This window comes from Pseudomonas sp., assembly GCF_036404235.1.
Classification (GTDB): domain Bacteria; phylum Pseudomonadota; class Gammaproteobacteria; order Pseudomonadales; family Pseudomonadaceae; genus Aquipseudomonas.
Window position 1 is genome coordinate 1 of sequence record NZ_DASWOT010000176.1, and the last position, 26882, is coordinate 26882.

At 57.8% G+C, this 26882-nt stretch carries 21 protein-coding genes and 1 pseudogene; 8 read left to right on the plus strand and 14 right to left on the minus strand.

Translation table 11 applies throughout. The features are described 5' to 3' along the window. Positions 1 to 97 (plus strand): annotated as a pseudogene (locus VGC62_RS22150) (YdcF family protein); the annotation flags it as partial. 139 nt (positions 98 to 236) lie between these two features. On the opposite strand, the gene lnt reads toward VGC62_RS22150, so the two are convergent. The 5 genes from lnt to miaB all read right to left on the minus strand — a co-directional run bounded on the left by lnt (position 237) and on the right by miaB (position 5716). Then, complete coding sequence (gene lnt, locus VGC62_RS22155; RefSeq protein ID WP_331189221.1) at positions 237 to 1757, minus strand: apolipoprotein N-acyltransferase; 1521 nt, start codon at positions 1755 to 1757, stop codon at positions 237 to 239. Positions 1758 to 1794: 37 nt separating this feature from the next. Next, a complete protein-coding gene (locus VGC62_RS22160) occupies positions 1795 to 2637 on the minus strand; it encodes an HlyC/CorC family transporter (RefSeq protein WP_331189222.1) in 843 nt (280 codons plus the stop codon). A 5-nt stretch (positions 2638 to 2642) separates the two neighbouring features. After that, the gene (gene ybeY / locus VGC62_RS22165; protein WP_331189238.1) at positions 2643 to 3158 is read right to left on the minus strand and encodes an rRNA maturation RNase YbeY; all 516 of its coding nucleotides are present in this window, start codon (positions 3156 to 3158) and stop codon (positions 2643 to 2645) included. Then, the gene (locus VGC62_RS22170) at positions 3151 to 4173 is read right to left on the minus strand and encodes a PhoH family protein (protein ID WP_414705837.1); all 1023 of its coding nucleotides are present in this window, start codon (positions 4171 to 4173) and stop codon (positions 3151 to 3153) included. The genes ybeY and VGC62_RS22170 overlap by 8 nt, the downstream gene beginning before the upstream one ends. Before the next feature lie 214 nt (positions 4174 to 4387). Continuing rightward, complete coding sequence (miaB, locus tag VGC62_RS22175; protein ID WP_331189223.1) at positions 4388 to 5716, minus strand: tRNA (N6-isopentenyl adenosine(37)-C2)-methylthiotransferase MiaB; 1329 nt, start codon at positions 5714 to 5716, stop codon at positions 4388 to 4390. A gap of 129 nt (positions 5717 to 5845) precedes the next feature. Between miaB and VGC62_RS22180 the strand changes: the two genes are divergently transcribed. Beyond that, positions 5846 to 6172 (plus strand): DUF1820 family protein, encoded by a 327-nt coding sequence (locus VGC62_RS22180; RefSeq protein ID WP_331189224.1) that lies wholly within the window; start codon positions 5846 to 5848, stop codon positions 6170 to 6172. A 21-nt stretch (positions 6173 to 6193) separates the two neighbouring features. On the opposite strand, the gene VGC62_RS22185 is transcribed toward VGC62_RS22180, so the two are convergent. The 4 genes from VGC62_RS22185 to VGC62_RS22200 all read right to left on the minus strand — a co-directional run bounded on the left by VGC62_RS22185 (position 6194) and on the right by VGC62_RS22200 (position 9865). After that, positions 6194 to 6742 carry a tetratricopeptide repeat protein gene (locus VGC62_RS22185; RefSeq protein WP_331189239.1) on the minus strand — a complete coding sequence of 183 codons (549 nt, stop codon included), beginning with the start codon at positions 6740 to 6742 and terminating at the stop codon, positions 6194 to 6196. Positions 6743 to 7076: 334 nt separating this feature from the next. Next, positions 7077 to 8360, minus strand: coding sequence for a glutamate-1-semialdehyde 2,1-aminomutase (hemL, locus tag VGC62_RS22190; RefSeq protein WP_331189225.1), 1284 nt, complete (start codon positions 8358 to 8360; stop codon positions 7077 to 7079). 55 nt (positions 8361 to 8415) lie between these two features. Continuing rightward, the gene (gene thiE, locus VGC62_RS22195) at positions 8416 to 9042 is read right to left on the minus strand and encodes a thiamine phosphate synthase (protein WP_331189226.1); all 627 of its coding nucleotides are present in this window, start codon (positions 9040 to 9042) and stop codon (positions 8416 to 8418) included. A 25-nt stretch (positions 9043 to 9067) separates the two neighbouring features. After that, entirely contained in the window at positions 9068 to 9865 is a 798-nt protein-coding gene (locus VGC62_RS22200; RefSeq protein WP_331189227.1) for a hydroxymethylpyrimidine/phosphomethylpyrimidine kinase, read from the minus strand. 402 nt (positions 9866 to 10267) lie between these two features. On the opposite strand from VGC62_RS22200, the gene VGC62_RS22205 reads away from it, so the two are divergent. The 4 genes from VGC62_RS22205 to VGC62_RS22220 all read left to right on the plus strand — a co-directional run bounded on the left by VGC62_RS22205 (position 10268) and on the right by VGC62_RS22220 (position 16370). After that, positions 10268 to 12256 carry a sensor histidine kinase gene (locus VGC62_RS22205; RefSeq protein ID WP_331189228.1) on the plus strand — a complete coding sequence of 663 codons (1989 nt, stop codon included), beginning with the start codon at positions 10268 to 10270 and terminating at the stop codon, positions 12254 to 12256. A 132-nt stretch (positions 12257 to 12388) separates the two neighbouring features. After that, the gene (locus tag VGC62_RS22210; RefSeq protein ID WP_331189229.1) at positions 12389 to 14038 is read left to right on the plus strand and encodes an acyl-CoA dehydrogenase family protein; all 1650 of its coding nucleotides are present in this window, start codon (positions 12389 to 12391) and stop codon (positions 14036 to 14038) included. A gap of 156 nt (positions 14039 to 14194) precedes the next feature. Then, on the plus strand, positions 14195 to 15658 hold the full coding sequence (amn, locus tag VGC62_RS22215) for an AMP nucleosidase (protein ID WP_331189230.1): 1464 nt from the start codon (positions 14195 to 14197) through the stop codon (positions 15656 to 15658). A gap of 79 nt (positions 15659 to 15737) precedes the next feature. Next, positions 15738 to 16370, plus strand: a complete 633-nt coding sequence (locus VGC62_RS22220; protein WP_331189231.1) for a pseudouridine synthase — start codon at positions 15738 to 15740, stop codon at positions 16368 to 16370. A gap of 492 nt (positions 16371 to 16862) precedes the next feature. On the opposite strand, the gene VGC62_RS22225 is transcribed toward VGC62_RS22220, so the two are convergent. Both VGC62_RS22225 and VGC62_RS22230 read right to left on the minus strand, forming a co-directional pair. After that, complete coding sequence (locus VGC62_RS22225) at positions 16863 to 17069, minus strand: DUF2788 domain-containing protein (RefSeq protein WP_331189232.1); 207 nt, start codon at positions 17067 to 17069, stop codon at positions 16863 to 16865. Between the two features lie 33 nt (positions 17070 to 17102). Next, positions 17103 to 17582 (minus strand): Lrp/AsnC family transcriptional regulator, encoded by a 480-nt coding sequence (locus tag VGC62_RS22230; RefSeq protein ID WP_331189233.1) that lies wholly within the window; start codon positions 17580 to 17582, stop codon positions 17103 to 17105. Positions 17583 to 18146: 564 nt separating this feature from the next. On the opposite strand from VGC62_RS22230, the gene VGC62_RS22235 reads away from it, so the two are divergent. Continuing rightward, positions 18147 to 18497: a BON domain-containing protein gene (locus tag VGC62_RS22235; RefSeq protein WP_331189234.1), complete on the plus strand. Its 351-nt coding sequence runs from the start codon at positions 18147 to 18149 to the stop codon at positions 18495 to 18497. 173 nt (positions 18498 to 18670) lie between these two features. Here the strand turns inward: VGC62_RS22235 and VGC62_RS22240 are convergent, their stop codons facing one another. From VGC62_RS22240 to VGC62_RS22250, 3 genes are all read right to left on the minus strand, one after another. After that, positions 18671 to 18982: a DUF2845 domain-containing protein gene (locus VGC62_RS22240; protein WP_414705838.1), complete on the minus strand. Its 312-nt coding sequence runs from the start codon at positions 18980 to 18982 to the stop codon at positions 18671 to 18673. A gap of 6 nt (positions 18983 to 18988) precedes the next feature. Beyond that, positions 18989 to 21931, minus strand: a complete 2943-nt coding sequence (locus tag VGC62_RS22245; RefSeq protein ID WP_331189235.1) for a DUF748 domain-containing protein — start codon at positions 21929 to 21931, stop codon at positions 18989 to 18991. A gap of 112 nt (positions 21932 to 22043) precedes the next feature. Further along, complete coding sequence (locus tag VGC62_RS22250) at positions 22044 to 23060, minus strand: class I SAM-dependent rRNA methyltransferase (protein ID WP_331189236.1); 1017 nt, start codon at positions 23058 to 23060, stop codon at positions 22044 to 22046. A 427-nt stretch (positions 23061 to 23487) separates the two neighbouring features. Here VGC62_RS22250 and mgtA point away from each other — a divergent pair, with 427 nt between their 5' ends. Further along, on the plus strand, positions 23488 to 26232 hold the full coding sequence (gene mgtA / locus VGC62_RS22255) for a magnesium-translocating P-type ATPase (protein ID WP_331189237.1): 2745 nt from the start codon (positions 23488 to 23490) through the stop codon (positions 26230 to 26232). The last annotated feature ends 650 nt before the right edge of the window (positions 26233 to 26882 follow it).

A 26882-nucleotide genomic window follows, 5' to 3' on the forward strand; every position in this document is an offset into this window, starting at 1 on the left:
TGGCGGCTGGCTACCTGAAGGGAAGGCGATGACCCAGAGCGGGCAACTGTTGAATGAGGCAGCGGGGTTGTTGGTGTATCCATTGGTTTATCGGTAGATAAGGGCCGTATCGGAGGATGCTTACCTGAGGCGTTATCGCAAATGCTTTATGCGCGGTGTGTCTGTCACACCGCATGCGCAGGTTTACGACGGGTTCCCCGCCGGTCGCGGGACAAGCCGCGTTCCTACAGACGATTTCAAACCGTCTTGGCAATCCGGCTCGCCACCAGCGCCCAGCCCACCAGCAGCAACGACACGATGATCAGGGGCCACGAGCGCCAGTGCAGGTACGGTGTCAGGTTTTGCATAGGCACCACTTCGCCATACATCACGGCGCGTTCGAATTGCGGGATGCGGGTGGTGATTTTGCCAAACGGATCGATGAGCGCCGTCACGCCATTGTTGGTGGCGCGGATCATCCAGCGGCCAGCTTCCAGCGCGCGCATTTGCGCCATTTGTAAGTGCTGCAGCGGCCCAATCGATGTGCCGAACCAGGTGTCATTGCTCACCGTCAGCAGCAGATCGCTCTGTGCCGACAAGCCTGCGGCGAATTCCGGATACACCACTTCGTAGCATATAAACGGCGCAATCTGATAACCCTTCGCTTGCAACAGCGCTTGATCCGCCGGCCCACGAGCGAAGTCCGACATTGGCAGGTTGAAGAAGCTGATCAAGCCGCGCAGCAGATCCTGCAATGGCACATATTCGCCAAATGGCACCAGTTTTTGCTTCAGGTAAGTGCCGTCGCCTTCCCCCGTCACCGTAATCGCGTTGTAGTAACGGGATTCGCCGTGGCTGCCTTTTTCCCGTAATGGCACGCCGGTAATGAGCGCCGAATTACGATCAGCGGCGAACTTGCCCATCATCGACAGATAGCCTTCCACCGACTCCTTGAGTACCGGGATGGCGGTTTCCGGCCAGACGATCAAATCCACTTGTTTGGACCGAAACGTCATGTCGCGGTAAAGCGCCAGTTGTGCGTCCAGCGCCGCCGGGTCCCACTTCATGCTCTGTTCTACGTTGCCCTGAAAGGCCGCCACCGAGAGCGGGGCGCCAGACGGCGAGGTCCAGGCATGGTTTTTGAGCGCCAGCCCGATCACCCATGGTGCTAGCAGCAGGATCACTCCAGCAGCAAAAAAGGATTTACGTGCCCGTAAACGGTAGAGATTGCACAGCAGCGCCGCGGTCAGCGCCAGGGAAAAGGAAATCAGCCACATACCACCGACGGGCGCCAGTCCAGTCAGCGGGCCATTGAGTTGGCTGTAGCCGGAGTAGAGCCAGGGGAAGCCAGTCAGGAACCAGCCACGAAACATTTCCTGGCCGAACCACAGCGCGGCAAAGGCCAGTGTGTCGGCCAGTGGCGCTTCGTTGCGCCGAATCCAGCGTGCCCATAGCCAGGCAGGCAGGGCGAAGAAAAACGCGACCGAGGCGCAAAACAGCACCATCAGGAACACAGCAAGCCAGACCGGCGCTTCGCCATATGTGTGGATACTGACGTAGATCCAGCTGGTGCCGCCGCCGAACAGGCCGAATCCATAACACCAGCCGCGCCATAATGCCTGGCGCGGGGTCAGATCACGCAGCCCCAGATAGAAAACCACCAGCGCGATGATCGCCAGTGGCCAGATATCGAACGGTGCCAAGGCCAGGGTGATAAGCGCGCCAGCCACCATGGCCAGCAAGTTACCGGGCCAGCCGGGGCGGGTGATCCAGCGCATTTACATTCCTTAATAAAACGACAGCACGGAAACGACGTTACGAGCGGGTAATCGGGCTCAGGCGCAGCAAATGAATACGACGGCTGTCGGCGTTCAGAATACGGAAACGGTACGCGCCGATTTCGGTGATTTCATTACGCTTTGGCAGGTGCCCAAACGCATTCATCACAAGGCCTCCGACGGTGTCGAATTCGTCATCGGAAAACTCGCTGTCGAAGAACTCGTTGAAGCTTTCGATGGGCGTCAGTGCCTTGACCAGGAAGTCCCCGCTGGGCAGCGGCTTGATGTAGCTGTCTTCCTCGACATCGTGCTCGTCTTCGATATCACCGACGATTTGCTCCAGCACGTCTTCAATCGTCACCAGGCCCGCAACACCGCCGTATTCGTCGATGACGATGGCCATGTGGTTGTGGTTGGCGCGAAACTCGCGCAGCAGCACGTTCAAGCGCTTGGACTCAGGGACAAAAGTGGCTGGACGCAGCAGGTTTTTAACGTCGCTGGTTTCGCCGTTTTCCTTGAGGATCAGCGGCAGCAAGTCTTTGGCGAGCAGCACGCCGAGGACATCGTCGTGGCTTTCGCCGATCACCGGGTAACGCGAGTGCGCAGAATCGATCACCGCCGGCAGGAACTCCCGAGGGGTTTGGTTGGCCCTGATGCTGATCATTTGTGAACGCGGCACCATGATGTCGCGCACCTGAAGGTCAGCGACCTGAATCGCGCCTTCGACAATGGCCAGTGCCTCGCTGTCCAGCAGCTTGTTTTGGTGGGCTTCGCGCAGCAGCTCAAGCAGCTCCTGGCGGTTTTTCGGCTCATGGGCAAATGCCTGGGTGAGTTTACCCAACCACGACTTTTGCCCGTTGCTCGATCGGTCTTCGCTCATAGCCCTTACTCGTGTTCCTTTGCCGGTGTTTCTGAATGCTGATTTTCGAAATCAGGGGAATCGACGATTTCATCGTCGGCGTATGGATCGGGGTAGCCCAGCTCTTCAAGCAACGTTCGTTCCAGTGCTTCCATTTCTTGGGCTTCGTCATCGTCGATGTGATCGTAGCCCAACAAATGCAGACAGCCATGAATGACCAGATGCGCCCAATGGGCGTCGAGGGTCTTGCCCTGTTCGGCAGCCTCGCGCGCGACCACCGGGACGCAGATCACCAGATCACCAAGCAGTGGGATATCCAGCAGTTCATCAGGAACGTCTGCCGGGAACGACAATACGTTGGTCGCGTAGTCTTTGTGCCGCCAAGTGTGATTGAGCTCGCGGCCTTCAGGCTCGTCAACCAGGCGAATGGTCAACTCGGAATCGGCACTGCGCTGGCGCAGGCCCATTTCACACCAAAGGCGAAATTGGGCTTGGCTCGGTGTACTCGCTTGACTGGCAAGTTGCAGGTCCAACTCAAGCATCGCGGCGGGCTTCCCTTGGCGCATCGATCCGTCCGTTGGACTGATCGTTGAAGCGGTCTTCGAAGCGCTCGTAGGCTTCGACGATGCGCTGCACCAACGGATGGCGCACCACGTCTTTAGGCTTGAAGTGGGTGAAGCTGATACCTGGCACATCCTTGAGCACATCGATGACATGAATCAGCCCGGATTTGGTGCCTTTGGGCAGGTCGATCTGGGTGATATCGCCAGTGATCACGGCGGTGGAGCCGAAGCCTATACGGGTCAGGAACATTTTCATTTGCTCGACGGTAGTGTTTTGACTCTCGTCGAGAATGATGAAGCTGTTATTAAGCGTGCGTCCGCGCATGTAGGCGAGCGGGGCGACTTCGATGACCTGCTTCTCGAGCAGCTTGGCGACGTATTCGAAGCCGAGCATTTCATAGAGCGCATCGTAGAGCGGGCGCAGGTACGGGTCGATTTTCTGGGCGAGGTCGCCTGGCAGGAAGCCGAGCTTTTCCCCAGCTTCTACCGCCGGACGTACCAACAGGATGCGTCGGATTTGTTCGCGTTCCAGTGCATCAACGGCAGCCGCCACAGCCAGATAAGTCTTGCCTGTGCCCGCCGGGCCGATGCCGAAGTTGATGTCGTTGCCGAGGATTTCCTTCACGTACTTTTGCTGATTCAAGCCGCGCGGGCGAATCATGCCTTTTTTGGTACGCAGGGCAACGCCGACTTCGGCGGCAGGGTGGTTGTCCAGCTCGTCAACGCCGGACTCCTGCAGGAACAGGTGAACCATGTCCGGTGACAGTTCGGTACTTTTGGTTTCCCGATACAGGCGGCGCAAGAGGTTTTCTGCCGAGGTGGTTTGTTTGCGCTCGCCAATCATCTCGAACTGGTTTCCGCGGTTACGGATTTCGATATCCAAGCGTTGTTCGATCAGGCGCAAATGCTCGTCGAATTGCCCGCACAGATTTGCGAAGCGGCGAGCCTCGAAGGAATCGAGGGTGAAGCGATGTGGTTCGATGGGTGCGTTCAAGGTCGTTTTAGGCCGCCCGATGGCAATTAAGGTGAAACGAAGGATAACCCCTGCGGGGTCTGTTCGAAAGGGCTCGCTTACTAATGGTGTTGTGAGCTGAGAGCCATCTGCGCTGTAGGAGCGAATTTATTCGCGAAGCGGCATTCCTGGCGCACTGTGTTGCGCGCCTCGCCAACAAGTTGGCTCCTACAAAAGGTGTGTGTCGTTTTGGAGCTTACTGCAACAACGACCCACGCAGCGAATGTGGCTGAGCATCGTCGATATGCACGTCGGCGAACTGGCCGATCAGTTTGGGGTTGTCGCAGCGAAAGTTGACGATCCGGTTGTTCTCGGTGCGTCCCTGTAATTCGCCAGGGTCTTTTTTCGAGTAGTCGGTCACCAGAATGCGCTGCGTGCTGCCTACCATTTGTCGGCTGATTTCGTAGCCTTGCTGGTTCAGGCGGTGTTGCAATGCTGCCAGGCGCTGTTTTTTCAGTTCTTCAGGGGTTTCGTCGGTCAGGTCGGCTGCCGGGGTGCCGGGCCGTGGGCTGTAGACGAACGAGAAGGAGAAGTCGAAGCCGACGTCCTCGATCAGTTTCATGGTTTGTTCGAAGTCTTTCTCGGTTTCGCCAGGGAAGCCGACGATAAAGTCGGAGCTGATGCTGATCCCCGGCACCGCCGCCCTGAGTTTGCGCAGTTTGGACTTGTACTCCAGCGCGGTGTGGTTGCGCTTCATCGCCGACAGAATGCGGTCAGAGCCCGATTGCACCGGCAAGTGCAGGTGTTTCACCAGTTCCGGCACTTCGGCGTGGGCCTGGATCAGGCTGTCGGAAAACTCCAGCGGGTGCGACGTGGTATAGCGAATACGGTCGATCCCGTCGATGGCTGCGACCACACGAATCAGTTCAGCCAGGTCTGCCACGCGCCCGTCGTGGGTAGCGCCGCGATAGCCGTTGACGTTCTGACCGAGTAGCGTCACTTCGCGCACGCCGTTTTCGGCCAGATGGAACACCTCGGTGATGACGTCATCGAAGGGGCGGCTGACTTCTTCGCCACGCGTATAAGGCACTACGCAGAACGTGCAGTATTTGCTGCAACCTTCCATCACCGACACATAGGCGCTCGGGCCATCGACGCGGGGTTCGGGCAAGTGGTCGAACTTTTCGATTTCCGGGAACGACACATCGACCTGCGGCAGCCGGGTCAGGCGCGCGGCGTTGATCATTTCTGGCAGGCGGTGCAGGGTTTGCGGGCCGAATACGACATCGACGTAGGGCGCGCGATCACGGATGGCGGCGCCCTCCTGGCTCGCGACGCAACCGCCGACGGCGATCACCATTTGCGGGTTGGCGAGTTTGAGTTCACGCCAGCGGCCAAGCTGGGAGTAGACGCGATCCTGGGCCCGCTCGCGAATCGAGCAGGTATTGAGCAGGATGACATCGGCATCTTCCGCGCGAGCGGTGACTTCCAGCGCTTGATGTTCGCCCAGTAGATCAACCATGCGCGAGCTGTCGTACTCGTTCATCTGGCAACCGTGGGTTTCGATGTAAAGCTTCTTGGCCATGCGTGTTCATCAGGTGATTCAAAGAACCGCGCATTATAGGCACCCGGGCTCAGGGTTCATAGCGTCGTCTAACGAGCGGCGTGCTATAGTTCGCGCCCTTTTCAAACCGCCGATCATTACCTGCCTGTTATGACCAAACGCGAAGCTCCAATCTACAAGGTAATTTTTCTCAACCAGGGACAGGTGTTCGAGATGTACGCCAAACAGATCTATCAAAGCGATCTGTGGGGTTTTCTGGAGGTGGAAGAGTTCGTCTTCGGCGAGCGCACGACCATCGTCGTCGACCCGAGCGAAGAAAAGCTCAAGGCCCAGTTCGATGGCGTGGTGCGTAGCTTCGTGCCGATGCATTCGATTGTGCGCATCGATGAAGTCGAGCGGATGGGCACAGCCAAGATCAGCGAAGCACGGCAAACCGGCAACGTCATGCCGTTCCCCATGCCAATGCCGGATAAGTAATACATCCCGGGTTCAGTTCGATCAGGGTAGCGGAGCGAACGGCGTACGACCCTCAGCCGTTTGCAGCTCCAGCAGGTATTTGCGGAATATCTGGCCTAATACCTGAGTCGCCACTTCCAGTTCATCTCGTTTCATTTGCGCGGCAACTTCGTCGGCGCTGTCGAGTGCGTCTTCGGAACCATTGACCGCCGCCATCTTCAGCACGATATAAGCCTGAATATTGTTGGCCTGCACGCCTTCGCCACGGAAGAACATCAAGCCCAATTGATACTGGGCCTGCGCGTGTCCTTGCAGCGATGCCTGCTCAAAGTAATTAAGTGCCTGGGTCAAGTCACGGGGCGCGTTTTTGCCGTCGTAATAAAACTCACCTAACTCGTATTGCGCTTGTGCATCCCCGGCTTGCGCCGCCTGCTGACAGGCCAGCAGCGCGGCTGGCAAGTTGTCTGGCTGGGTATTGAGGGTGCAGCGACCCACCGCTGGGATTAACAACGAGTTGCCACCTGCGTCCGCCAGCAGGGGATGAAGAAGCAACAGGCAGCCCAATGCAAGGGTGCGGCCGGTGCGGTTCATGGAAGTCGACTTACCTCTGAAAAAGGTGCGGGCATGCCCGTCCAGCGAAACGTGCTGGCTGCGCATTATGAAATAACCAGTGCCAACCTTACAAAGTCTTTACTGATTTTCTGCTGCGCGGCCTTGATTCGCCTGTATTTACAGGCTCAAGTGCTGGCGAGGAACTCTATATCCAACAAAATCCGTGTTTGCTTTGAAAGATATTGAGTGTTTGGTGCGACAAATTCGTTCGGCATATGCACTTGCCTAGAGCTGCCGAGGGCTGCAATTGCAGTTCTTCATGAAAACCGCATCGCCGCCTTCGGCAACTGCTACAGATTTTGCAACGTTTGAGTTACGTAAGCTTGGCAAACGCCTTCTCGGCAGCGTCCAGTGTCAGCTGCAATTCGGCATCACCATGGGCGATGGAGGTAAAGCCGGCTTCAAACGCACTCGGGGCCAGGTACACGCCGCCTTCAAGCATCAGATGGAAGAAGCGTTTAAAGCGGTCCGCGTCGCTGGTCATCACGTCCTGGAAGGTCACGATCTCTTTCACGTCGCTGAAATACAGACCGAACATACCGCCCGCCTGGGTGGTCACGAACGCAATGCCTGCCGCGTCAGCGCGTTCTTGCAGGCCTTTGAGCAGGCGTGCGGTGTAATTGCTCAGCTCGTCGTGAAAGCCCGGACGACTGATCAGGCGCAGGGTGGCCAAACCGGCAGCCATGGCCAGCGGGTTACCCGACAGCGTGCCGGCCTGATACACCGGGCCGAGCGGCGCAATGTGCGACATGATCTCGCGCTTGCCGCCGAAACAACCCACAGGCATGCCGCCGCCGATAATCTTGCCGAATGTGCTCAGGTCAGGCGCGACGTTGTAATACGCTTGGGCGCCGCCAAGTGCGACCCGGAAACCGGTCATCACTTCGTCGAAAATCAACACCACGCCATGTTTGTTGCATTCTTCGCGCAGGCCTTGAAGAAAGCCTGGCGCTGGCGGTACGCAGTTCATGTTGCCCGCGACCGGTTCGACGATGATGCAGGCCACTTCCTGACCGACTTCGGCCAGCATCGCTTTTACCCCATCAAGGTCGTTGAACGGCAGCGTCAGTGTGTGTTTGGCGAACGCGGCAGGCACGCCTGGCGAACTCGGCACGCCCAGGGTCAGCGCACCGGAACCGGCTTTGACCAGCAGGCTGTCGGAGTGACCGTGGTAGCAGCCTTCGAACTTGATGATGCTGTCGCGACCGGTGTACCCACGGGCCAGACGGATCGCGCTCATGGTCGCTTCGGTGCCGGAACTGACCATGCGTACCATTTCCATCGACGGCACGATGGTGCAGACCAGATCAGCCATCTCGGTTTCCATGGCCGTTGGCGCGCCATAGGACAAGCCGTGTTCCAGTTGCTTGCGTACTGCGTCCAGCACGTCGGGGTGGCTGTGACCGAGGATCATCGGGCCCCACGAGCCTACGTAATCCACATAACGCTTGTCGTCTTCATCTGTCACGTACGCGCCAACCGCGTGTTTGAAGAACAACGGTGTGCCGCCGACGCTTTTGAATGCCCGCACTGGCGAGTTGACGCCGCCTGGGATGTGTTTCTGAGCGTTGGCGAAAAGCATTTCAGAACGGGACATGATCGGGTCTCTGCTTGAATCGAAAAGAAGGTGTGGTGATCGGGCCTGACGCAGATCAGGTCGATTTGAACAGATCGTTGAAGGCGCGGGCGCGACGGGTGACTTCCTGGGTGCTGTCAGCACCGAACAACCCCTGCACCACGGCCAGCAGGTCAGCGCCATGAGCCACCAACGGCGCGGCGTTTTCCAGGGTAATACCGCCGATGACCGCAATCGGCAAATTAATACGCTTGCGCGCTTCGCTGAGCATTTCAAGGGTGCAAGACGGTGCGCCGGGTTTGGTGCTGGAGTTGAAGAACCGACCGAACGCTACGTACGTTGCGCCATCGGCTTTGGCTTTTTCGGCAAGTTCCAGTTGCGCGTGGCACGTTGCGCCAACAATTGCTTTGTGGCCCAGCAGCGCACGGGCATCGGGTAGCGAGCCGTCGGTTTGCCCCAGATGAACGCCCACGCCCAAACGCGCTGCGACTTCCGCATCATCGTTGATGATCAGCCGGCTCTTGTATCGCTCGCACAACTTAAGCAGTTGCGAGGCTTCGCGCAGGCGGCGGTTTTCGTCACCGGATTTGTCTCGGTATTGCAGAAGCGTTACACCGCCGTCGAGCGCGGCTTCGACGTAAGACAAGAATTTGCCGGCCAACAGTTGGCTGTCGGTTACGGCGTACAAGCCACGTAGTTTCATCAAGTGGGCCTCTTTTTTCGTGGCGTTACGAGCAAAAATCCAACGGCAAGCGGCGCGGGACGAACTGGCCTTTACCCAACTGTTCAGCGTCACGAAGCGTGCGCCAAGTGTAGTCGAGAGCTGTTTCGACGGCGCTGATCACGTCCTGCCCCAAGGCCAGACGTCCAGCCAATGCGCTGGCCAGCGTACAGCCGGAGCCGTGATAGCTGCCCGGCAGGCGTTGGCAGATAAACGTGCGGGGCTGGCCGTTGCGGATGTACAGCCGATTGTGGACTTGATGTTCGTCGCCATGGCCGCCGGTGATCAGCAAATGCTCACAAAACGGCAGCAGTATTTCAGCGCACTCGTCGGCGGTGCCTTCGGGCAGTTCTGCGAGAATCCGTGCTTCCGGGAGATTTGGCGTAGCGATGGTTGCCAGCGGCAGCAAACGTTCACGCATCGCGTATCCGACTTCGTCTTTGCCCAGTCGGCCGCCGCCGCCTGCGCGCAGCACCGGATCGCACACCAACGGCAGATGCGGATGCGCCTGTAGCAGTTCAGCGACGGTATTGACCATTTCCAGCGAGCCCAACATGCCCAGCTTCACGGCGGCAACCGTTGAGTCATTGAGCACAGCATTAGCTTGAGCCAGCACCCATTCGCGGTCCAGCACGCGGAAGTCAGTGACATTCACTGTGTCTTGCACGGTCAGGGCTGTAATGGCGGGAGCTGCATGGCAACCCTGAGCGAGCAGGGCTTCGATATCTGCCTGCAAACCGGCACCACCACTGGGATCATGGCCGGAGAGACAGAGGACAACGGGGCGGGAGCTATAGATATTCATGGTGCGCGAGCTTACCACTAAAGCTTTTGCCGGGCCGCCCGTGCGCGTGGGATTTTTCTCATGCAGTGGGGATACGTCACCCATTAGTTAACTTGGACGGGTTTTAGTTCGTATGGCATTGAAAGGTAAAGAAAAGGTGACGGCGGATGCATGAGTCATAATGTCATCTAGCTACTAATCACTATCCTGTATAACGGCTGTTTTCTGTCTCCCCCTTAAAGAGTGAATGCAAGTGCGTTGCCCGTTAACCAAGCCGATTGCATCGGCGGCCTCATCCATAGGCATAGGCCCAATTTTTTCAATCTTCCCGTATTGGCTTGATGAAAGGGTCGATCGGTCGATCTTGCTTCACGCAGGCGAGGAGTTTAGCGGCGCCATCGGGCAGTTAGAGGCTGGGGTCGTATGCGTTATGTGCTGATCATGCTATTTGCCTGGTTGCCCGTGTTTGCACTTGCAGTGGACTTCGACGAGACCACCCGCAGCATGCCGCTGGGGCGCGCCGTACAGGTGTTTGAGGACCCGGCGGGCGAAGCGACCATTAACGATGTCAGCTCTGCTGTCATGGCACCGAAATTCCGTCAACTGGATTCGGGCTCGCTGAATGCCGGCTATTCAAGGTCCGCGTTCTGGCTGAAAGTTGAGCTGACCTATCGCCCTATCAAGCCTGATGCCACCAACGACTGGTTACTCGAGCTGGCATATCCCCCGATGGACCATGTTGATTTGTACCTGCCGGATGAGTTCGGTCGGGCGAACCTCGTTTGGCAGACGGGCGACATGCTGCCCTTTTCCAGCCGACAAATTAAACAGAACAATTACGTGTTCAGTTTGAGCCTGCCACCCAATCGGCCCCAAACCGTCTATTTGCGCGTCGCCAGTCATGGCTCTATTCAGGCACCGCTCAATCTGTGGTCCAGTCACGCCTACATCGAGGAGCAACCGGGGCGTCTGTATATTCTCGGCATGATCTACGGTGTGCTGGCGGGGATGCTGGTATACAACCTGTTTATCTACCTCAGCGTGCGCGACGCCAGTTACCTTTATTACATCCTCTATATCACTTGCTTTGGTTTGTATCAGGTCTCGGTGAACGGTGCGGGCATCGAGTTTTTCTGGCCGGATAACCCTTGGTGGGCCAATGTTTCGAGCCCCTTGCTGATAGCCGCCGCGATTTTGTTCGCCAGCCAGTTCTCCCGAACGCTGTTGCAGACGCCCAAACTGGGGCGCTGGCTGGATATTCCACTGGTGCTGACGATGGTCTGCGCAAGCGCGATCATGGTGCTGGCTTGGGCCGCCGATTACGGCTTGGCTTTGTGTCTGGTGACCGGCCTGGTGCTGGTCTTCACCTTGGTGGTGTTCTTCGTTGGTATCGTTGCCCACCTTAAAGGGCTACGGGTTGCGCGTTATTTCGTCCTGGCCTGGTCCGCGTTTTTAGTGGGTGGCGTGATCAACGCCACCATGCTGTTGGGCTGGCTGCCCAATACGTTCCTGACCATGTATGCCAGCCAGATTGGCTCGGTCATCGAGGTCACGCTTCTTTCGCTCGCCCTGGCCGACCGCATCAATACGATGCGAGAGCAACAAGAGAAGATTACTGCGCAGGCCAGTCGGGATCTGGAAACGCTCAACCAGAAGTTGGCGATCAGCAACCGCTTGAAGGACGAATTCCTTGCAACGCTGACCCACGAATTGCGCACCCCCATGAACGGCGTTATCGGCTCCTTGGAGCTGATGCAAGTGGACGGCGGGCAGGAGGATTTCGAGCTTTACCTACAGACCGCCGCCGAATCTGCACAGAACATGATGGGCATCGTCAACGGCATCCTCACACTGACGGAGTTGCAGGCCGGCCGGCTTGAGGTACGCAACCAAATGTTCAGCCTGCGCCATCTGTTGTTCCAGGTGAGCAGCCGTTACGAACTACTGGCCCGCCAAAAAGGCCTGACGATGAGCGTCGATGTGGATGAGTCGATGCCTGACAGCTTGGTGGGCGACGCCGCCAGACTGCGGCAGTGCCTGGAGTGTCTGGTGGACAACGCTGTCAAATTCACCCCGGCCGGGTCGGTCAGGGTTCGGGTGTCAGGGCAATGCGTAGATGAGCAACGCGTGCGTCTGCTGCTGAATGTGATCGACACAGGCATTGGTTTCACCCGTCTTGACGAGGCCACGCTGTATCAGACCTTCTACCAGGTCGATGGCTCGATGACCCGCGAATACGGCGGTCTTGGGATTGGCCTTGCGATTTGTCGGCAGTTGATCGAGCTACAAGGCGGCCGATTGAGTCATCAGTCCGAGCCGGGCGCGGGCAGTCAGTTCCGCTTAACCCTGGATTTGCTACGAGCGAAAGAGGGCGAGACGCCGTCCAGACGATGGCACGAATTCAACGGTTGACTGCGAGCCTGGCGAATGAAGGGCAAAAGCGCCGTCGTTTAGTCATCTATGGCGCTTTTTAAAGCGCCTTGTGCGTGATTCACTGATTCGCATCTGCGCGATTGCCGCGTGCCGACCGGACAGGAGAGCGCCATGAACCTGCATCAGTTCGCCGAAACCCACGAAGTCACCAACCAGCCACCGTCGCTCGATGGCAGCAATCTTTATCGCATCGACGTGCCGCTGCAGGAATGGTCGCAGCGCTTGGGCGCCGGTTGGGCGCAGTCGCGGATTGACGCCTATGGCGCACTGGCCGGTGGCCCGCTGATGGAAGCGGGGTTTCTTGCCAACAGGAACAAACCGGTGTTTTCCAGCCATGATCGCTACGGCCATCGGATTGACCTGGTGGAGTTTCACCCCGCCTATCATCAGTTGATGCGCACAGCCATCGAGCACGGCATTCCGTCATTGCCGTGGACCGATCCACGTGAAGGCGCGCATGTCGCCCGCGCGTCAATGAGTTACCTGCATACCCAGGCCGAGGCTGGCAGCGGTTGTCCGTTAACCATGACCTTTGCCAGTGTCCCCGCGCTCAACCTTCAGCCTGACCTGGCGGACATCTGGCTGCCGAAGATCCTCGCCAGCGAATATGACCCGCGCAACGTTGGCATCGCCCATAAATCCGGTGTGACCATCGGCATGGCCATGACCGAAAAACAAGGTGGCACCGATGTTCGCGCCAACACCACACGGGCCTATCCCGTCGGGCAGCCAGGCCCCGGCCAAGCCTATGAACTGGTCGGCCACAAATGGTTTTGCTCGGCGCCGATGTGCGATGCGTTTCTGACGCTGGCGCAGACCGACAAAGGCCTGACCTGTTTCTTACTGCCGCGTCATCGCCCGGACGACACGCGCAACGAGTTCTACATCCAGCGCTTGAAGGACAAACTGGGCAATTGGTCCAACGCATCCAGCGAGGTCGAGTTTCGCGGCGCGCTGGCCTGGATGGTCGGCGAAGAAGGGCGCGGCGTACCGACCATCATCGAAATGGTCGCCATGACCCGTTTCGACTGCATGACAGGTTCCAGTGCCTTGATGCGTCAGGCGTTGACTCAGGCTGCTCATCATTGCGCACACCGTTCAGTCGCGGGCCGTGTGCTCAGCGAACAACCACTGATGCAGAACGTGCTCGCTGATCTGGCGCTGGAAAGCGAGGCTGCATTGGCATTGACCCTGCGTATGGGCCGCGCGCTGGAGCGTCTGGATGATCCTCATGAAGCACGCTTCGCCCGACTGGTGACAGCGGTGGGCAAATACTGGATCTGCAAACGTGCGCCGGCGATGATCAACGAAGCGGCGGAATGCATGGGCGGCGCCGGTTATGTCGAGGACACCATCCTGCCGCGTCTGTACCGCGAAGCACCGGTCAACTCGACATGGGAAGGCTCCGGCAACGTGCAATGCCTGGACGTATTGCGCGCGCTCTCGAAGGAGCCGGGCGTTCTGGACGCGCTGTTTCAGGAGTTGGGTGACGGTCATGGCGACAAGCGTCTGGCGGCGCACATTGACCGATTGAAAAGTGCCTTCAAGGACACCCGCGACATTCAATACCGCGCCCGGCAACTGACCGAAGACATCGCTGTTGGCTTGCAGGCCAAGCTATTGCTGGAGGCGGGTAACTCGGCGGTCAGTGACGGATTTATCGCCGGACGCCTGGAGCACCCTGGCCGCGTGTACGGCGCGCTGCCTCGTGGTGTGGAGGTCGAGGCGCTGGTGGCGCGGTCTTCACCGCAGGTCGGGTAAGTCCGCTGGTACTGTTCTTGTGTAGGAGCCAACGTGTTGGCGAGGGAAACAGTTGCGACGCCTCGCTCCGCGCGAGGCGATTCATCTGACACAATCCGTGCCTTCGCCCTTCGATGCAGGCAAGATGGAGGCCTGCAAGATCAGAAGGATCGTACCGTGACCCAAGCGTTTATTGTCGTAGACACCGCGGAGCAGGCCGTAGATCGGCTGGCCGAGCTGCATGCAGATGCAACCACTGCCTTGAGCCAGGCGCTCAAGCGCTACCTCAAAGATCGCGTCGAGCCCACTGCTGCCGAACACCTACAGTTTCGCTACCCCGAATTGCGCTTGACCTACCAGTGTCAGGGCGAAGTGCCACTGACCACTCGGGCCTACGCCAAAGTCCAACTGCCAGGTACCTACACGGTCACCGTGACCCACCCGGCAGCGTTTCGCAAATACCTGCTCGAACAGCTTGTGCCGCTGATGAATGACTTCACCGTGACCATCGAAGTCGGCGTCAGCGAGCAAAACATTCCGTATCCCTACGTGGTCGAGCAGGGCGATGAACTGGCGGGCACCGGTGTCACGGCAGCGACCCTGGCACGTGTGTTCCCAAGCACTGACTTATCCGCGGCCACCGATGGCATTGCCGACGGGTTGTATGACTGGGCCAATACCGACCCGTTGCCGCTGGCGTTGTTCGATGCCGCTCGGGTGGATTTCTCCCTGCGTCGTCTGGTGCATTACACCGGCAGCGACTGGCGTCATGTGCAGCCGTGGATTCTGCTAACCAACTACCACCGTTATGTTGACCAGTTCATCGTTCATGGCCTGGAAAAACTGCGTGACGACCCGCGTTTCGTGCGCATGGTGTTGCCGGGCAACGTGATCGTCGACAAGAGCATGGATGACAGTCAGGCACAGGCTATCGTGGCCGGTGTGGTCTGGCATCGTTATCAGATGCCGGCTTATCACCTGATCGCTGAAGATGGTCATGGCGTGACGCTGGTCAATATCGGCGTCGGCCCGTCCAACGCCAAGAACATCACTGATCACCTGGCCGTGCTGCGTCCGCACTGCTGGCTAATGATCGGCCACTGCGGCGGCTTGCGTCAGTCGCAGACCATCGGTGATTACGTTCTGGCTCATGCCTACATGCGTCGCGACGGCATTCTGGACCGCGTACTGCCGCCGAACATTCCGATCCCGGCGCTGGCCGAAGTGCAATTGGCCTTGCAAGAGTCGGCGGCGCAAGTCACAGGCGAGCGTGGCGAAGACCTGAAAAAACGCCTGCGTACCGGCACCGTACTGACCTACGACGACCGTAACTGGGAATTGCGTTGGGCGCAGGAACGTCCGTTGATCAACCTGTCTCGCGCTGTTGCGGTGGACATGGAAAGCGGCACCATTGCGGCCCAGGGTTATCGCTTGCGTGTGCCTTACGGCACCTTGCTCTGTGTGTCGGACAAGCCATTGCACAGCGAAATCAAACTGCCGGGTTCGGCCAACGCCTTCTACGAGCGCGCCGTCACCCAGCATTTGAAGATCGGCATCGCTGCGCTTGATCTGTTGCGTACCCAGCTCAACTCGCTGCACTCGCGCAAGCTGCGTAGCTTCGATGAGCCGCCATTCCGTTGATGTTGTCGCGTTGATCAATTAGGCATTTGTGCGAAGGGCCACTAAAGTGGCCCTTTCTGTTTTCGTGTTTCGAGCTCATATGTCCCGCATCCAACGTCCTGCCTCACGTCGCCCCGCTCCCGGCAGTTCAGGCGCGCCCCGGCGTGTCGCCAAAGCGCCGCCTGCCGCCCCTCGATTAATCCTGTTCAACAAGCCGTTCGATGTGCTGACGCAGTTCAGTGATGGCGAAGGGCGAGCAACGCTCAAGGACTTCATTGATATTCCAGGCATCTACCCTGCCGGACGGCTGGATCGTGACAGTGAAGGTTTGTTGCTGTTGACCAATGACGGTCAGCTTCAAGCACGCATCGCCGACCCCAAGCATAAGCTGCCCAAGACCTATTGGGTGCAGGTTGAAGGCGAGCCGACGCCTGAGCAACTGCAAACGCTGCGTGACGGTGTGGCGCTGAACGACGGCCCAACCTTACCGGCGCAGGTGCGTCAATTGCAGGAACCTGAGCTTTGGCCACGTAACCCGCCTGTGCGATTTCGCAAGAGTGTGCCAACCAGTTGGTTGGAGTTGGTAATCAAGGAAGGGCGCAACCGTCAGGTTCGGCGCATGACAGCCGCAGTGGGCTTGCCGACGTTGCGCTTGGTGCGGGTGCGCATTGGCGACTGGAGTATCGAGGGGCTGGATCAAGGGCAATGGCGCGAGGTGCCTGCCAAGCTCTAGAGCGTCGTACCAGACCTTACCCTGCTGGCACCTCGAACCGCCTCTGTAGGAGCGAATTCATTCGCGAAGGGCCGGTACTGTCCATGCATCTTTATCGGTATGAAAGCCATCTCGCGAATGAATTCGCTCCTTGTGCGTTCTGGTCCTGTCCCCCGTAAAGCATTTGCGATGACGACTCAGGTAAACATCCTCCAAGGAGCTGGGCTTGTCCCGCGACCGGCGGGGAACCCGTCGTAAACCTGTGCATGCGGCGTGACTGGCAGCCCGCGCGCACCGGATTTGCTGCCGCTGCGCGCCAGGTCGCGGGGCAAGCCGCGCACTTCAATGTGATCACCCGCGACATTGAAGACATACGCCATCCGTAGCGATGAAGCATTTGATACGGCCAGGCTTTTCAGCAAAAAACACCTGTTAAAAGCTTGACCGGGAACAGAGTATCTACAGGTCTCGTGTTACTGCGCGAGGAGGGATCTTCTACAGTGAGTGCGTTCATTAGCGACCCTGTTCGATATAGGCAATCACTACCTCTTTGATCACAAACGCCAGCACGCCCAACCCCAGCACGAAGAACAGAATGAGGGTGCCGAAACGGCCAGCTTTGGATTTCTTCGCCAGATCCCAGACGATGAACGCCATAAAGCCGACCAGAATGGTCACCAGGATTTTCATCATCCACGCTTCGAACAGCTCCGGCTCCATGGGCTTCTCCTTTATTCGTGCAGGTACGAGGTTCTAGCTGCGCAGGTGAACCAGTGGCAACTCCGTGCTGGCCAACACCTGATTGAGCACAAAGCTTGAGCGTACGCTGGTGACGCCTTCAATGCGGGTCAGGTGGCCCAGTAGAAATTTCTGATAGTGGTCCATGTCTGGCACCACGACCTTGAGCTGATAATCGGCGTCGACCCCGGTCACCAGGCTGCATTCCAATACTTGCGGCAACAGGCGAATCTGCTGTTCGAAATTCTCGAAACGGTCGGGAGTGTGACGGTCCATGCCGATCAACACATACGCAGTCAGGCTCAGGCCCAGTTTTTTGCGGTCCAGTAGCGCGACTTGACCGACGATGTAGCCGTCGTCTTCCAGTTGCTTGACTCGGCGTGAACAGGGTGAGGGGGATAGTCCGATGCGTTCGGCCAATTCCTGATTGGAAATACGAGCATCGCGTTGCAGCTCGGCCAAAATACTCAGGTCATACCTATCGAGCTTGCTCACGAATTGCCCCTATATGAGTTAGATTGCGCTGAATTATTAATCTGAAGCTAAATATTGCGCAAGCGGTGTTTTATTCAGCAATATTCGCAATCCTCTGTCGCACCTCAAAGCCTATTCTTTTTAACAGAATCACTGCCCGGACACAGCGTCCAGCGCGGCTCTCCAAATCAGGTGAGCTGCGGCCACCAGCCCAACAGGGTTGGGCAGGCCCCGGGCTACGCACTGTCCAGAAGACGATGCGAGGTGAGCCGACGTCAAAAGCGTCGAGCCGGGACGATTTTCCTAATAAAGAAACCACCGCCCCCTTTTGGGGTTTTTTTTTGATCTTTTTTAAGGTGTTACATCAATTGATGAGTGAGGTCACTCGGGCAGAACATGCATCTTGCAAGCGGAACTTTTTATAAACGGGCAATCTGCACGATGCATGCAGATCTTATAAAACATAAGTATCTGATATATATGAATTTTATTTTTTAGGCTTGGTTGGCACAGCACTTGCGATATACCAGTAACCCTGCAGTTGAACGCTTGCTGCAGATTTTGAAAAAAACAGGAGTTACTCGTATGAAGAAGTTCGCTATTGCTGCCGCTACCGCCGCTGCGCTGACGTTGACCATGGCCAACGTCGCTATGGCCGAGACCTCTGCTAAAACGCCGATGGTAGTTGCTGCCGGTGAAGTCGCTAAAACCAAAGAAGCCACTTCAGATACTTGGATCACCACCAAAGTCAAATCTGATCTGTTGACCGAAAAAGGCATTCCTGGCACCGACATCAAGGTAGAAACCAACAAAGGCGTGGTTTCCCTGTCGTCGACCGTTGCGATCACCGAAGCGCAGAAAGCCACCGCTGTCGCGATCACCAAGAAGATCAAAGGCGTCAAAGCCGTTTCGGCTGATGGCCTGAAAGCTGAGTAATCAGCTGCAATCTTTGCACTGACCATGGAAAGCGATCAGTTGACGGCCAGGGAGGTCGCCAACTGATCGACTCACGGTTCATGCGAAAGACCATATGGATGTGGTCATTACAGGCCTCGGCGCTCGCGTCGGGGCCTGTTCTATTACGGGTACTGAAAGCTGCAGGAGCGTTTTTACTTCCCGCGATTACTATCAATCCTCACCAACCGCCCACCCTCAAAGCGCAGGTACTGGTACATGCCGCCGTTAGGCCCATAGATCCATTCCTGTACCTGAACCTGGTCGACCTGACGGAAGTGATTGACCGTTTCCTTGTAGCCGATGATGTCCTGGCTCGCTGGCTGGCCGCACTTTTGCTGCACGTCGAACATCCTGTCTCCGACGCTGATCAATTGGCTGCCGCAACGCAGCGTATCGGCATAGGCCATGGTGGTTAACGCCGACAATCCGAGAACAACGGCAATACTCGCTCTTACGCTCTTCAAATGGTGTTACTCGCTGTCCAGATGCAGTGGGCTGATGACACGCCCGTCTTTTTCCGCCTGACCTAGAGTGGCATCGACGAAATACACCCGATCATCCGCCAATTGTCCTTTGTCGACCAAATAGTCCTTGATACTGCTGGCCCGGGACTGACCCAGTTGGCGCAGTAGTAAGGCGCTTGAACTCCAGGATTGCAATACCGCTTCGCGCATCTTGCCCTGGCGTTCTTCCTTGCCCAGATCCACCCATTCTGCCGGCGGCTGTTGCTTGAGGCGTGTGCGGTAAATGCCTTCGAGCATCGGTGGTTTCTCATTGTCGGGCACTTTCAGGTCGCCAGCTTGGGCCGGAACTTTGTCGCCACGTCGTTGCAGGATTTTGTAGTAAGTACTTTGGTATTCGCGCTCCAGACGCTGCTGCGCGATCAAAGGGCCGTCGCTGCTTTCTGCGCTGGTGCCTTCGATTTCAAGACGCAGCGCCGGGCGTTCCTTCAAGGCCGCTGCCAGTTTATCCAGCGATGACTGGGCTTCGCTGCTCAGTTGGTCCGAACCTGCTGCAAACGAGACGGTGCCAAGGTCTTCCGATCCGCCGCCAGTGACCAGCCCGCCAATGAACTTGAACGGTGCCGCCGCTGCGCGAACAACCAGGTTACGCAGGGTTTGCCAGACAATCGGCATCACACTGAACTGCGGGTTGTTCAAGTCACCGGATACCGGAAGCTCGATGGAAATCTTGCCGTCGATGTCTTTGAGCAACGCGACCGCCAGTTTCAACGGCAGGTTAACGGCGTCGGGGCTATCGACTTTCTCACCCAGTTGCAGCTGTTCGACCACGACCTTGTTTTCGGCTTTTAACTGACCCTTGGTGATCAGGTAATGCAGATCAAGGTTCAGTCGTCCCTTGCGGATACGGTAGCCAGCGAATTTGCCGGAGTAGGGCGTCAATGTCGTCAGTTCGACGCGTTTGAAGCTGGTGGCGATGTCCAGGCTTGCCAGCGGATCAAAGGGATTTAGCGACCCTTTGATCGTCACTGGCGCATAACGATCGACTTTGCCGTTGATGTTGACGCTCGCAGGTTTCGGCTGGCGATTGTCCAGCGTGCCGATTTTCCCGTTGAGTTGCTGGATCGCCGTGGCGAAGTTGGGCGTCAGGCTGAAGTCGGCGAAGTTGGCCGAGCCGTTGTTGATGTTGACCTCGCCAATGCGGATGGCCATCGGCTTATCGGCGCTTGCGGTTTTGCTTTTCGCGGCGGGTGCGCTTTTCTCGGCCGGTTGTGGCACCAACAAGTCATTGATGTTGGTGGTGCGGTCGTCGGCGATGACAAAGCGCGCATAGGGTTGTTCAAGGTTGACCTGGGCGATGGTCAGGCTGTCGCCCAGTTGGAAATTCAGGCCCTCGATGCCCAGCTTTTGCCAGCGCACGAAGTCTCTGGATTTAAGTGTGTCCAGCGTGTGTAACTGATCGACCTGTACTTTGCCGGTTACACCCAATGCCAAGGGCTCGGTGCTTTTAAGGTCGACCGCCAGATCGCTCGTCAACATGCCGCTGCGCACTTCCAGACGGATGAAGGGGGTGACATAGGCCTGCGCGACCCGTAGATCAATGTCGCGGGTGGTGACATTCAACTTGGCGTGGACGGGCGCCAGATTGACCTCGCCCTCAGCCGTCAGCTTGCCTTGCTTACCCAACCCGGTGTCAAGTTTGAGCTTGAAGGGTGACTGGTTCAGGCTGTCGAAGTTTTGCAGGTCCAGATTCAGCGGGCCGACGTCTATCGCCACTGGCTCTTTCGGCACACGGTCGGCCAGATGGACCTTGTAGTCGCGCAGTTGAACGTCGCGCAACAGGACCTGCCAAGGCTTGCTCGGTGCTGCGGCGATTTCGGCTTTCTGAGTTTCTACACCTGTCGCGGTAGCCGGTTCCTGTTTGGCGGCCTCGGTCGTTTTAGGTGGCTGGCTGGCGAACAGCTTTTGCCAATCGAGTTGGCCATCCGATTCGCGCGCTGCCCACGTCTCCAGGCCATTGCTGCGGATTTTGCCGACGGTGACCAATTGTTTGACCAGATCGATGGAGGTCTCGCTCACTTCCAGGCTTTTCAGGCGCACCAGCGGGCGGCCATCCGGTGCGTTGATACCGAACGGGGCGATGCTGAGCGACGTATTGTCCAGCAGCAGCTCGGTTTCCTTTGCCAGGTTGAGTGTGTAGTGGGTGTTGAGGTTAAGGATGCCATCTTGCAAGGCGAGTGGCAGGGCGTCGCGCACATACGGCCACCAGACTTTCATCTTGCCATCAGTGACCTTAAGCGTGCCTTGCGAGGTGATCGGCACCAGACTGATCCGCCCCACCCAGTCGATCTGCCCGCCTTCAGGCCCTGCCGCGACGAGGGTCATGTCGGCGTTGTCTTCGGGCAGCGTGCTGAGGTTCTTCAGCTCGAAATTAAGGGTGTCGTAGAGAAACTCGATGGGCTCGCTGGGGCGCAAGTCCTGAAAGTGTACATAGCCGCTGGCGAGCTTGATCTCATCGATGCGTAACGGAAATGGTTTGCTTGGCGGTTCATCTGGCTTGGCCGGTTCGCTTGGCGGCAGCTTGAATAACTGCGCCAGATTGAGCGTGCCGTCTTTGGCGAACAGCAATTGGCTCTTGGGTTTGTCTAGCTCCACGGCGTCCAGATGCAGGGCGCGCGTCCATAGACTGTCAATCTGCAAGTTGGCGTAGAGACGCTCGAAGCCGATTTCCTCTCGACCGGGGGCACCGATGCTCAAGCCCCACAGTGTGACTTCCAGGCTATAGGGGTTGAGTTCAAGTCGATCAAGCTTCGCGGGAACCGTCGAGTAGTTCGCCAACTGTTGATTGATAACTCGCAACGCGATGCCGGGCAGAATCAAGAACCCCAGCAAGCTGTAAATTGCGAAGACGGCCAGCAAGGCGCCGATGGCGCGTTTCAATCCTTTGGGCATGTGTGGCGTCGACTCTCTTTGTAGGAGGTGATTGGAGTATGGCACGCCAATCTGGTTCCGAAATCCGCCCTGAAAGTCTTTGTGGGATATTTCCTTAATTTGCGTAAGTGGCTCAGAACTGCAAGATCAGCGTTTTCAGCGGCGGTTGTTGATCCAGCGAGGGGAAATCTGCACCTGGGGTGAGCACTTGGCAATCACGCACCGGACGGCCAATCTTCATTGCACAACGCAGTACTTGATCGCGCCAGTCTTCCATGCTGACTTTCGCCAGGTTGTTGCAACAAATCAGTACACCGTCGTCAGCGGTGGTCAAAACGGCGGGCTTGAGCAAGCTTTGGTAATCACGCAGCAGGTCAACAGTGCCAAATGCACTTTTGGCCCAGGCCGGTGGATCGAGCAGCACCAGATCGTATTGCCGCTGCTCCAGGCGCACATGGCTGGGTAATTTGTGGCCGCGACGCGCAGCGATGGGCAGGCCGGCCAGTTGGCGAATGGCTGGGAAATAATCGGACTGAATGAACGCCATCGTCGGCAGTTGTGGGTTCAGTGCGCCGTTTTCGCGCCCGACCGCCAGATTACCTTCAGCAAAATCCAGATTGCACACTTCGCTCGCACCACCGGCTGCGGCGCTCAGGCCAACACCGCAGGTATAGGCGAACAGGTTGAGCACGCTTTTGCCCGCGCTGTGGTCTTTTACCCAGCCGCGAGCGTTGCGCAGATCGAGAAACAGCAGCGGATCTTGCCCGGCATGGCGCCCGCGTACGCGATAATTCAGGCCCCATTCATGGCCGACCATGTCCTCCAGCGCCGCGTCGTCGGCCTTGTACACAGCGTCGCTGCGGTCGATGCGCGAATTCCCCTGAGAACGGTCGTTATAGACCAGCAGGGTTTCGAGGCCAAGATGCTTGTTCACCTGCGCGTGCAGCGCCAATAACGACTCGCGATCAAGGCTGTTGTGGAAGCTCTGGATCAGCAATTGTGGGCCGTAGCGGTCAATGGTCAAGCCACTTGCGCCTTCCTGACTGCCGTGAAACAGGCGATAGCAATCGGTGCCCTGAGCGTGCAGCTCGGCGAGCAGCGATTGACGATTGTCGAGCGCGACGCGAAGCGCCTGATTCAGCGAAGACATGCAAGGCGCCTTGGGAATGGAATAAGGCGCGGGAGTTTATCAGGTCGGCCAATTTCGGTCTTGCGGCGGGCTGACACAAATCAGAGCGTTGCCCAAGGCTGCGATTTTGGTCTGTCTGTAGATTGAATCGCAGCCTTGGGCAGCGCCTATAAACAGGTGGAGGTGGAGCTGATCCTGAACGTCTCCTGAAGACTTTTCCGATACCCGGCGGCGGCGCTTTCTGACGGTTTACTCTCCCAAAAGCCGGGCGTAATCTTCGCCCGTTTTCAACGATGCGCAGACCCACCGTCCCTTCAGCAGCGCGGCTTACAACCAAACGGCAACAGACCCTATGCCCGCTCGCCCATGCAGCGAAAAGTGGCAGTAAAGGCTCTGTTCAGACTCTGCTCCTGTCCTTTCCAGTGACGCTGACCTCGGGGCCACAGCCATGAACCTCACCCTCCTAAAAGAGTTCTTCGCAGGCTTTTTGCAGAACCGGCACATTGCCCGGCACTTTCGTCGGCTGGCGATGCTCGACAGCTTGACCGATAACACCGTTAGCCGCGAAGTGCCGCCCACCCTGGCGCAAACCCTGACCCATGGCGCCAGCACTGATGCGCCCACATTACTCAGCCAGCTCGGCAGCCACCCGGACGGCCTCACTGACGCCCAGGCACTGGCGCTGCGTCAGCAATATGGTCTCAATGAAGTCGAGCACGAACAGCCGCTACCGTGGTGGGTTCATCTGTGGCACTGCTACAAAAACCCGTTCAACCTGCTGTTGACCTTGCTTGCGGTTGTCTCGTGGCTGACCGAGGACATGAAAGCCGCCACGGTGATTTTTTCGATGGTGGTGCTCTCGACCCTCCTGCGGTTCTGGCAGGAACTGCGTTCCAACCAGGCCGCCGACGCGCTCAAAGCCATGGTCAGCAACACGGCGACGGTGCTGCGGCGCACTGAGGATGACGCAGACTTCACCCAGCCCGCAGACAACGGCAAGTCGCAGCGCATTGAGTTGCCCATCAAGCAACTGGTGCCTGGCGATCTGATCGTCCTGTGCGCAGGTGACATGATCCCGGCCGATTGCCGCGTGCTCACGGCCAAGGACCTGTTCGTCAGCCAAGCTGCGATGACAGGAGAGTCGCTGCCTGTGGAGAAGTTTTCCCGTCAGCAGGGCACCCACGCCGATACTCCGCTGGATCTGGATAACATTCTGTTCATGGGCACCAATGTGGTGTCGGGGGCCGCGATGGGTGTGATCCTCACCACCGGCAACAGCACCTATTTCGGCGCCCTGGCCCAGCGGGTCAGCGCCACAGACCGAGCGCCGACGGCTTTTCAGGCGGGGGTCAACAAGGTCAGTTGGTTGCTGATCCGCTTCATGTTCGTGATGGCCCCGCTGGTGCTGTTCATCAATGGCTTCACTAAGGGCGACTGGATGCAGGCGTTGTTGTTCGCGCTGTCTATCGCTGTCGGGCTGACCCCGGAAATGCTGCCGATGATCGTCACCTCGACGCTGGCCAAAGGTGCGGTGTTCCTATCGCGCAAGAAAGTCATCGTCAAGCGGCTGGACGCAATCCAGAACTTTGGCGCGATGGACGTGTTGTGTACGGACAAGACCGGCACCCTGACTCAGGACAAGATTTTTCTGGCACGCCATGTCGATGTCTGGGGCGATGAGTCCGACGATGTGCTGGAAATGGCCTACTTAAATAGCTATTACCAGACGGGGCTGAAAAACCTGCTGGACGTCGCGGTGCTGGAGCATGTCGAGGTCCACCGCGAGCTGCAGGTCGGCACTGCGTTTCGCAAGATCGATGAGGTGCCGTTTGACTTCAATCGGCGCCGGATGTCGGTGGTGGTGGCCGAGCAAGGCCATCCGCATCTGCTGATTTGCAAGGGCGCGCTGGAAGAAGTGCTGAGCGTGTGTACTCGTGTTCGGCATGGCGATGCCGAGGAAGCGCTAAGTGAAGACCTTCTCGCGCGGATTCTCGACGTGACGGCGTCGTTCAACGAAGAAGGCTTGCGCGTAGTGGCCGTGGCGGCGCGTTCGATGATGCCGGGGCGCGACACTTATAGCCTGGCCGATGAAAGCGACATGACCCTGATCGGTTACGTGGCGTTTCTCGATCCTCCGAAGGAAAGCACGGCACCGGCGCTTAAGGCTCTGGCCGAGCATGGGATTGCGGTCAAGGTGCTGACCGGCGACAACGAGCGTGTGACCGCGAAGATCTGCCGTGAAGTCGGGTTGGAGCGTCAGGGGCTGCTGCTGGGCGGCGATATCGAATGCATGAGCGATGCTGAACTGGCGATAGCGGTGGAAACCACCAACGTCTTCGCCAAGCTCACGCCATCGCACAAAGAGCGCATCGTGCGTCTGCTCAAAGCCAATGGCCATGTGGTCGGCTTCATGGGCGACGGCATCAATGACGCCCCGGCACTACGCACGGCAGACATAGGGATTTCGGTGGACAGTGCGGTGGACATTGCCAAGGAAGCCGCCGATATCATCCTGCTGGAGAAAAGCTTGATGGTACTGGAGGAGGGTGTACTGGAAGGGCGTAGGACGTTTGCCAATATGCTGAAGTACATCAAGATGACTGCCAGCTCCAATTTCGGCAACGTGTTCTCGGTGTTGGTGGCCAGTGCGTTTATCCCCTTCTTACCGATGCTGCCGATGCACCTGCTGGTGCAAAACCTGCTGTACGACATTTCGCAGATCGCGATTCCGTTCGATAACGTTGACGACGAGTTGCTGAAAACCCCACAGCGCTGGCAGCCTTCAGAGGTCGGGCGTTTCATGCTGTTCTTCGGGCCGATCAGTTCGGTCTTCGACATCACCACGTTTGCGTTGATGTGGTATGTGTTTGGCGCCAATTCCCCTGAGCACCAGACGTTGTTTCAGTCGGGCTGGTTTGTCGTGGGGCTGCTGACGCAAACGCTAGTGGTACACATGATTCGCACGCCGAAGATCCCGTTCCTGCAAAGTCGCGCAGCGATGCCGTTGATGGTCATGACGGGGGTGATCATGGCCGTGGGGATTTTCCTGCCAATGGGGCCGCTGGCGCACTACTTCAAACTGCAAGCGCTGCCACCGCTGTACTTTGTGATCCTGCCGCTGATTTTGCTGGCGTACGCAGGATTGACCCAGGCGGTGAAGGGGTTTTACGTACGGCGGTTTGGTTGGCAGTGACAGAGAGAAGCACCTGATCGTGGCTGAGACCGCAGAACGCAGTTCAACCTGTAGGAGATCCCCCGTCGTCCAGACGCCGAACTGCATATGCCCGCCCGGGGACACGAACAAGTTCACTCCAGCGGATCAACCGAGCATGACCGGATAAATCAATCTGTTCCCGCCGAACTGCATATGCCCACCCGGGGACAGATTAATTTACGGTGAAGCGATGTAAATAAATCAGTCCCCTTGATCCTTGCGGTGGGTGATTGTGGTCGAGGACTCAGTCTGTAGGAGCCAACTTGTTGGCGAGGCGACCAACACGGTGCGCCTGAGACATCGCCTCGCGAACAAGTTCGCTCCAGCGGATCAAGCCCCACGTTGAATATTTGCCAATGGCATGTCGTGACGGATGAGCAGCGGTGCGCCCGCGAGGGGACAGATTAATTTACGGTGAAGCGATGTAAATAAATCAGTCCCCTTGATCCCTTGATCCCTTGATCCCTTGATCTAGGACGCAGCTCAATCTGTAGGAGCCAACTTGTTGGCGAGGCGACCAACGCGGTGCGCCTGAAACACCGCCTCGCGAACAAGTTCACTCCAGTGGATCAACCGAGCACGACCGGGAGCAGAGTCTCTACAGGGTTTTGCCGAGCAGCCCGGAACTA

Coding starts and splice junctions, on each gene's coding strand:
- VGC62_RS22235 (WP_331189234.1), top strand. CDS start 18,147: ATGAAGAAGTTCGCTATTGCTGCCGCTACCGCCGCTGCGCTGACGTTG.
- VGC62_RS22225 (WP_331189232.1), bottom strand. CDS start 17,069: ATGGAGCCGGAGCTGTTCGAAGCGTGGATGATGAAAATCCTGGTGACC.
- VGC62_RS22200 (WP_331189227.1), bottom strand. CDS start 9,865: ATGAATATCTATAGCTCCCGCCCCGTTGTCCTCTGTCTCTCCGGCCAT.
- miaB (WP_331189223.1), bottom strand. CDS start 5,716: ATGGCCAAGAAGCTTTACATCGAAACCCACGGTTGCCAGATGAACGAG.
- VGC62_RS22180 (WP_331189224.1), top strand. CDS start 5,846: ATGACCAAACGCGAAGCTCCAATCTACAAGGTAATTTTTCTCAACCAG.
- VGC62_RS22160 (WP_331189222.1), bottom strand. CDS start 2,637: ATGAGCGAAGACCGATCGAGCAACGGGCAAAAGTCGTGGTTGGGTAAA.
- hemL (WP_331189225.1), bottom strand. CDS start 8,360: ATGTCCCGTTCTGAAATGCTTTTCGCCAACGCTCAGAAACACATCCCA.
- VGC62_RS22250 (WP_331189236.1), bottom strand. CDS start 23,060: ATGTCTTCGCTGAATCAGGCGCTTCGCGTCGCGCTCGACAATCGTCAA.
- VGC62_RS22205 (WP_331189228.1), top strand. CDS start 10,268: ATGCGTTATGTGCTGATCATGCTATTTGCCTGGTTGCCCGTGTTTGCA.
- VGC62_RS22210 (WP_331189229.1), top strand. CDS start 12,389: ATGAACCTGCATCAGTTCGCCGAAACCCACGAAGTCACCAACCAGCCA.
- VGC62_RS22185 (WP_331189239.1), bottom strand. CDS start 6,742: ATGAACCGCACCGGCCGCACCCTTGCATTGGGCTGCCTGTTGCTTCTT.
- thiE (WP_331189226.1), bottom strand. CDS start 9,042: ATGAAACTACGTGGCTTGTACGCCGTAACCGACAGCCAACTGTTGGCC.
- ybeY (WP_331189238.1), bottom strand. CDS start 3,158: ATGCTTGAGTTGGACCTGCAACTTGCCAGTCAAGCGAGTACACCGAGC.
- VGC62_RS22245 (WP_331189235.1), bottom strand. CDS start 21,931: ATGCCCAAAGGATTGAAACGCGCCATCGGCGCCTTGCTGGCCGTCTTC.
- VGC62_RS22220 (WP_331189231.1), top strand. CDS start 15,738: ATGTCCCGCATCCAACGTCCTGCCTCACGTCGCCCCGCTCCCGGCAGT.
- lnt (WP_331189221.1), bottom strand. CDS start 1,757: ATGCGCTGGATCACCCGCCCCGGCTGGCCCGGTAACTTGCTGGCCATG.
- mgtA (WP_331189237.1), top strand. CDS start 23,488: ATGAACCTCACCCTCCTAAAAGAGTTCTTCGCAGGCTTTTTGCAGAAC.